7 protein-coding genes, 1 tRNA gene and 1 other RNA gene are annotated in these 6,932 nt (G+C 37.7%); 6 read left to right on the top strand and 3 right to left on the bottom strand.

Annotated elements, in window-relative coordinates; all coding sequences use genetic code 11:
• Positions 1-36 precede the first annotated feature (36 nt).
• The 3 genes from AMS59_RS06665 to AMS59_RS06675 all read right to left on the bottom strand — a co-directional run bounded on the left by AMS59_RS06665 (position 37) and on the right by AMS59_RS06675 (position 2,576).
• Positions 37-915 (bottom strand): response regulator, encoded by an 879-nt coding sequence (locus AMS59_RS06665; RefSeq protein WP_053482981.1) that lies wholly within the window; start codon positions 913-915, stop codon positions 37-39.
• Positions 916-2,178, bottom strand: a complete 1,263-nt coding sequence (locus AMS59_RS06670) for an ATP-binding protein (protein WP_053482982.1) — start codon at positions 2,176-2,178, stop codon at positions 916-918.
• Positions 2,179-2,483: 305 nt separating this feature from the next.
• A tRNA-Ser gene (locus AMS59_RS06675) sits at positions 2,484-2,576 on the bottom strand.
• 171 nt (positions 2,577-2,747) lie between these two features.
• Here AMS59_RS06675 and ffs point away from each other — a divergent pair.
• The 6 genes from ffs (at position 2,748) to AMS59_RS06700 (ending at position 6,812) form a co-directional block, all read left to right on the top strand.
• Positions 2,748-3,015, top strand: an RNA gene (gene ffs / locus AMS59_RS24110) — signal recognition particle sRNA large type.
• Between the two features lie 280 nt (positions 3,016-3,295).
• The gene (gene dnaX / locus AMS59_RS06680; RefSeq protein ID WP_053482983.1) at positions 3,296-5,083 is read left to right on the top strand and encodes a DNA polymerase III subunit gamma/tau; all 1,788 of its coding nucleotides are present in this window, start codon (positions 3,296-3,298) and stop codon (positions 5,081-5,083) included.
• A gap of 21 nt (positions 5,084-5,104) precedes the next feature.
• Positions 5,105-5,419, top strand: a complete 315-nt coding sequence (locus tag AMS59_RS06685; protein WP_053482984.1) for a YbaB/EbfC family nucleoid-associated protein — start codon at positions 5,105-5,107, stop codon at positions 5,417-5,419.
• A gap of 11 nt (positions 5,420-5,430) precedes the next feature.
• Complete coding sequence (gene recR, locus AMS59_RS06690; protein WP_053482985.1) at positions 5,431-6,027, top strand: recombination mediator RecR; 597 nt, start codon at positions 5,431-5,433, stop codon at positions 6,025-6,027.
• A gap of 13 nt (positions 6,028-6,040) precedes the next feature.
• Positions 6,041-6,256 (top strand): YaaL family protein, encoded by a 216-nt coding sequence (locus AMS59_RS06695; protein WP_053482986.1) that lies wholly within the window; start codon positions 6,041-6,043, stop codon positions 6,254-6,256.
• A gap of 283 nt (positions 6,257-6,539) precedes the next feature.
• On the top strand, positions 6,540-6,812 hold the full coding sequence (locus AMS59_RS06700) for a pro-sigmaK processing inhibitor BofA family protein (RefSeq protein ID WP_053482987.1): 273 nt from the start codon (positions 6,540-6,542) through the stop codon (positions 6,810-6,812).
• The last annotated feature ends 120 nt before the right edge of the window (positions 6,813-6,932 follow it).

The raw sequence follows: 6,932 nt of genomic DNA on the forward strand, positions 1-6,932 counted from the left end.
CGGAGGACTTATGAAATCCGACAAAATCCGAGAAAATTAATTTAATTTAGTTAAAATGTCTGAATATAATACCTGAATAAACTTCTTAATATTAACCTTTGCTTTACGATTTCCGTGACCTTCTATCTGAGTCATAAGCTGACGAATTTCTTTAAAGTCAAAGTATCGAGGTGCATAATATTCGAATTCGGAGTTCGTATAATCCACAACACCTAGATTGGCGAGATTTATCATCGCTGCTAATATAGTACGGCGCACGCGCTGTTCAATGGCTTTACTTTCCTTCAAAATTTCATCTGGTGTAGCCTTTGTGACAGCTGCAATTTCCTCATAAAGCTCCTTTAATGGTGGAAGTGGTGCAATTTTGTGCTGATGAGCAAGTAATGTCTCAATGATAGCTATAATATCTTCGCTTCCGATCTCACCAACGATACCCATATCATTTAAGATAGATTGAATATGATCGCGTGACGTTGCTTTATGATTTATTTGTTCACTTAGATCAATATTTGTAAGTGATTGGCGAATAATAAGCAATGAGTTTTTTAGGCGAAATTGTTCAGTTGTTTTACGTAAAACATTCTCAACCTCAATACGATTTATAGGTTTATGAATAAAGAAATCTATACCTTGCTCATATGCCTCACCTACCATTTCCTTATTCACTACCTGAGAAATCATAACAAATTGTCCCTCAAAACGATTTTGAATAAGGTGCTCGACTGTTGCTATCCCATCGAGCTTAGGCATAAGTAAATCGATCAACACAAATTCCGGCTGTGTCATTAAAATTTGTGGAATTGCGTCCTCACCATTGCGTGCTTCACCAATAACTGTACCTAAGCCACTATCTTCAATAATTTGCTTTAACATGACCCGACTTGCACGATCATCATCTACAATAAAATACCTCATTTAAGTCTCTCCCGTTTGAATAGTTTGCGTAGGAACTGCAATTTTAAACATCGTGTTTTGATTGTTTGATTCAACGGATATTGAGCCATTTAATTTATTTACTAATTCAACAACATGTGAAAGCCCAATACCTGTTGCTGCGACACCATCTACATTGTATTTTGTGGTGTATCCAGGTTCAAAAATAATAGAGAGATTACTTTGCGGAATGCCTTTCCCATTATCACATACTGTTATTACAGTATCATCCTGTTGCTGCTGAATGGCAATAGAAATGATACCTTGATCCTCAATTGATTCAATAGCATTAGCTGTTAAATTATTCAAAAGTGCAAGCAATGCAATATGTTCTTTCGTTTGAAAATCGATTTCAATATTTATGTTAAACTCAATTTCTTTCCCGAGAAAATTAGCGTACTTTCTGTTTCCGTCTTCAATATAATGTAATAATTCTGACAATCTAAGGGAGCCAAAGCTCTTTTCACCAACAATTTTAGAAATACCTGCATAAATGCGTTGTGAATCCTTCTTCACTTCATGAATTTCCTGGGCAATATGAAGTGCCTGTATACTTTCTGCACGATAGCCTAGTGATTTTAATTGTCGATATAATTCAAATCCACTGGCTGTGATTACTTCTATGTGGTTCATAGATTTTTTTAAATAAAGTGTCTCAACATATAAATCTGAGCCGATCGTAAGCATTTCCTGAACACGTTTTTTTTGCTCAGCAATTAAAATGGAACTATAAATGCCAACAACAAAGAAACTACGTAATACAGCAACTGCTAATAGTATAAGTAAATCATGAAGGAATAAAAAAGTATAAGCATTTATAAAAAAACGAAATAGTTGTTCCACTAAATTACTGAATACTTCACTAAACGCAACTAGTAATCCAAGCAATAGTGGTTTTTCTCTATATTGATGAATGCTTAGAATTTGTAGGCATATCGCAAACAATATATAGAATGCAGCAGCAGGTAAATGTATTAGTAAACTATCGACTAATGGAACATCATGTAAAGAGTAATTAATGATAATTCGAAAAATGGTTGTCACGATGCTTGTAGAAAATCCAGCCAAAATGATTGGTGTAGGTCTAAGTAAAGTGCATAAAAAGAAAATAATAGTTCCTAATCCGAAACGAAAAGGTGTATCAGCAAAAGGCATTATTTTAATCTCACTACCGATAGCAGTTAACAGAGCAATTGTGAAAATCCAAGTGAGGGAAGCGCGAGATATGTAAAATTTCGAGTGCATAAAAAATCCTCCCTAATCAATATTAACGGGCAGTATAGCAAAAAAAGTATGCTAAAGAGCTCGTTTTCGTGTTTGAAATAAAGATAATTGTACCACTACTTTTGATGTTGCGTTGGGGGGAATGCAACCTCGAACGAAAGCGCATTTGCCTAGATGAAATAATGTTTTGAATTGTTCGCGGTTATAAAATCATACTTTACAATAAAAAAATACCACAACCTAAGTGGAAGTGGCATTTAGTAAGTGATTCATACAATTTTTAGGCAAAAAAAAAACGGCTACATTCGTAGTCGGAATTTTAAAACTGGAGGAGGTAGAGGGATTCGAACCCCCGCGCGGTGTTACCCGCCTGTCGGTTTTCAAGACCGATCCCTTCAGCCAGACTTGGGTATACCTCCATGTTGTTCTGTTGCGTTGTCTCATCGACAAAAATAAATTTATCATATTTTAAAATTCGCGTCAACAGTTTTTTAAATAATTTCTTTTTTACAGTGCTGATAGAATATTCCAAACAAATATTATGCGTATTAAGTTGCAATTTACGAAAACAGTAAGTATACTAGTTATTGCCGTGCTAGGTGGGAAGGTAGCGGTGTCCTGTAACTCGCAATCCGCTCTAGCGAGACTGAATTCCTTTTTCGAGGCTGTCCGTATTGTTTGGTCTGCCTTTTGCACGTAGTGTTGACGATTGGGTCCTGCGCAATGGATACCCATGAACCATGTCAGGTCCGGAAGGAAGCAGCATTAAGTGGTCTTATTCATGTGCCGCGGGGTTGCCTAATCTGAGCTAACGACAAGAGTAACGCTTATGTGCGGCTGTCGAAGAAAGGTGCACGGCATTAAATTGCCAATTCAAACGCATCCGTCTACAAAAGGCGGATGCGTTTTTTTTATATGATTTTATAATATTTTTTGGGACGGAAGAGCGATCGCCAGAATGTTTAAGGAAGTTACAAATTGTGCGAGGCAGCTGATAGGAGCTAGAAGCATCAGCCCTACAAGAAGCAAAAGAGAATCGTCCCGAATTTTTAGAAAAATGATGACACTATTTTATAAATAATGAAGCAAATGCTATAATAGAACTATTCTATATTATGAAGAAGAGGAGAGGAAATCATTGACGTATCAAGCATTTTATCGTGTGTATCGACCGCAATCATTCCGAGAAATGTCCGGTCAAGCACATGTCAAAAGAACGCTACAAAATGCTCTCCTAGCGAATAAAACAACACATGCTTATTTATTTTCCGGCCCACGTGGTACTGGGAAAACAAGTACAGCTAAAATTTTTGCAAAGGCTTTAAACTGTGAGCATGCACCATCAAACGAGCCTTGTAATGAATGTGCTACTTGTGTAAGCATTACAGAGGGCTCTCACCCAGATGTTATTGAATTTGACGCGGCGTCTAATTCACGCGTTGAAGAAATACGTGACGTCATTGAGAAAGTTCGATTTGCCCCTGCAAGTAGCAGATATAAAGTGTATATCATTGATGAAGTGCATATGCTTTCTACAAGTGCTTTCAATGCCCTTCTAAAGACATTAGAAGAACCACCTTCTCATGCTGTATTTATTTTAGCAACGACAGAGCCCCATAAATTGCCCGCAACGATTATTTCGCGGTGTCAGCGCTTTGATTTCAAGCGTCTTTCTACCAATGATATTATTGAGCGCATGAAAGTTGTATTAGAGGATATTGAGTTACCGTTTGAGGAACAAGGTTTGAAGGTCATCGCACAATCAGCAGCTGGTGGTATGCGTGATGCTTTAAGCTTATTAGATCAGGTTGTATCCTTCAGCGGAGAAAAGTTGAAGCTTGAGGACACATTACTTGTTACAGGTTCTATCAGTCAGGAAGTTTTCTATGAATTAGCAGAAGCTCTAAAAGTAAAAGATGTCGCACAAATGCTGGCGTTATTAGAACAGCTTATTGCAGATGGGAAAGATCCTCTTCGTCTTTCAGAGGACCTGATTACATTTTTCCGGGACTTATTATTACTGCAAACAAGTGAGGATTTGACCGAATTATTAGAACTAGTGTCACCGGAGGAGCGAGTATTTACATTAGCGCATGATTTTGCGCCGGATTTGCTCTATGGCTACATTGATATTTTAGCGAAAACACAGCAAGAAATGCGGTTCTCCCACCATACAAAGATTTACTTAGAAACAGCATTACTTAAAATGGTGCAGTTTTCGGGTGGTCCAATTGGTCAAACTACGACTTCAGGTGAGGTAGCTATGAGCCCTGAACTCGCTCAAAAAATCGTGGCACTTGAGCAGATGGTGCAACAACTATCAGCCCAATTACAAGCTGGTGCTCCGATGCAAACGACGCAAGCACCAAAAGAGCAACGTCCACGAGCTAAAAGTCCAAATGGTTATAAAGCACCAACAGGTCGTATTCAAGAGATACTAAAGGATGCTACAAAGCAAGATGTGCAACGTATCAAATCGGTTTGGGCACAGGCATTAAGCCAAATGCAAAAATCTCAATCAGCTCTTTTAACAGAAGCTGAACCTGTTGCGGCATCTTCGAGTGCTTTTGTGTTAAAATTCAAGTATGATATTCATTGTCAAATGGTTGCTGATAATCAATCCCTAAAAGCTCAATTCACACAATTAATTGCAGGGCAAACTGGTACTATGTACGAAATGCTTTGTACGCCAGAAGATGCTTGGTTAAAATTACGTGAAGAGTTTATTCGTGATCATGGCTTACAGCAGGAGAAAAAATCTCAGAATGAGACCGATCATGAAGTAGAATTATTAGAACCACCACCAGCAGAAATGGCAGAAGGGCCGTTTATCGACGATGCTCAACCACTTGCTTCACAAGATCCGCTAGTGACGGAAGCAGAAAAACTGTTTGGTAAAGATTTCATTGAAATTGTTGAAGACTAATCATTTAGGAGGAATATGTTTATGCGTGGAATGGGAAATATGCAAGGTATGATGAAAAAAATGCAAAAAATGCAAAAGGAAATGATGGAGGCTCAAGAGGCTTTGAATGCAGAGCAATTTGAAGGTTCTGCTGGTGGTAATATGGTGAAAGTAACTGTAACTGGCCAACGTGAAATCGTAGAAGTAAATCTTGATCCATCAGTAGTAGATCCAGACGATATCGAAATGCTACAAGATTTAATCGTTGTTGCTACAAATGAAGCATTGAAAAAAGTAGATGAAAAGACAAATGCAACAATGGGTAAATTCACTCAAGGCATGAACCTTCCATTCTAGGGGGTAAATAAATGTACTACCCAGAACCAATATCGAAACTGATTGATAGTTTTATGAAATTGCCAGGTATCGGGCCGAAGACCGCGGCTCGTCTGGCGTTTTTTGTGTTAACAATGAAAGAGGATGACGTTTTATCCTTTTCAAAAGCATTAATTGATGCCAAACGAAATTTAAGCTACTGCTCCGTATGTGGCAACATAACTGATGTAGATCCATGTCATATTTGTACGGACAAACAACGAGATCATTCTATTATTTGTGTTGTTCAAGATACAAAAGATGTAATTGCGATGGAAAAAATGCGTGATTTCAATGGTATGTATCATGTATTACAGGGAGCTATTTCACCTATGGATGGTATTGGTCCAGAGGATATTAATGTCGCTTCTCTACTAGTTCGTTTGCAAGATGAGGCTGTTCAGGAGCTTATTTTAGCTACGAATTCAACTATTGAAGGCGAGGCAACAGCTATGTATATTTCTCGTTTAGTGAAGCCATCTGGCATTCGAACAACACGGATCGCTCATGGACTACCGGTGGGTGGAGATTTAGAATATGCAGATGAAGTAACGTTATCGAAGGCAATGGAAGGTCGCCGAGAATTGTGAGTGAGGGATTAATATGTTCTTCCGCAGTAAAGGGAAATTAAAAAAAGAATTCGACGACAAGCTTGTGAGTCTTATAAAAGAAACAAAAGAGGATTTACAGCAGGCAAAGATAATTGAAGGACTACTAGATGACTATGATTTAGAAGTAATTGCTCAAAAGAAAGCAGCGGAGAGTATACATTTTTATTTATTCAAGGAAGCTAGAATTCGGAGAGTATTAATTAAATAATAGTTTTTAACTTCTTTCGGCGGATGTCACGGAAATTGAAAAGGGGTTTTTAGAGGATGTTAGCCTAGAATCATCGCATCCATGCGATCGGCTAACTGACCTGCATCGGTAAAAACGCCACGTCCTGTGGCATTACCGAAATGACCGACATAGTGTAGGCCCTTGTGTAAGCCTAAGCACAAAGTCGATTCCGGACGCAATTATGCCGAGGCATAATTGATACTCATAGAAGCACAACAGTAAACATAAACTTTCATAATGATATTGCTAAGGGGGAAACCATGTGTCGTGGTTAGTAATTATGAGCTTTTGTGTGCCTGTAGTGCTTCTTTTTCTTTATATAATAATAAGACATGCCAAGATGGGTAAAATTTTAGAAGGAATGTCTGTGTTTTGGTTTAGATTCGCTTTTGCCTTTCTACTATTATTCATTATTCACTTAGGCATAGGGTATGCTGGCTATAATGTACCGATTAATTTATTTTCAGTGTTCACAATTGCAATATTAGGCATTCCGGGTGTACTAGGAATAACTGCTTTAATAATTTTTTTATAAAATGCTTGCAAAACAAAAATATTGTAGTATAGTAATAAGAGTCGCTAAGATAACTGTTTGGAAAACAAATAAATTTTAAGTTGAATAATTTAGTTGTTGACATCGAGTGTGTGACATGAT

This window comes from Lysinibacillus sp. FJAT-14745 (genome assembly GCF_001275675.1).
GTDB lineage: Bacteria > Bacillota > Bacilli > Bacillales_A > Planococcaceae > Lysinibacillus.

What these genes read in the sequence shown, in the direction of transcription:
- AMS59_RS06670 (WP_053482982.1), bottom strand. Translation starts at nt 2,178, where the DNA reads ATGCACTCGAAATTTTACATATCTCGCGCTTCCCTCACTTGGATTTTC.
- AMS59_RS06685 (WP_053482984.1), top strand. Translation starts at nt 5,105, where the DNA reads ATGCGTGGAATGGGAAATATGCAAGGTATGATGAAAAAAATGCAAAAA.
- AMS59_RS06695 (WP_053482986.1), top strand. Translation starts at nt 6,041, where the DNA reads ATGTTCTTCCGCAGTAAAGGGAAATTAAAAAAAGAATTCGACGACAAG.
- AMS59_RS06665 (WP_053482981.1), bottom strand. Translation starts at nt 915, where the DNA reads ATGAGGTATTTTATTGTAGATGATGATCGTGCAAGTCGGGTCATGTTA.
- recR (WP_053482985.1), top strand. Translation starts at nt 5,431, where the DNA reads ATGTACTACCCAGAACCAATATCGAAACTGATTGATAGTTTTATGAAA.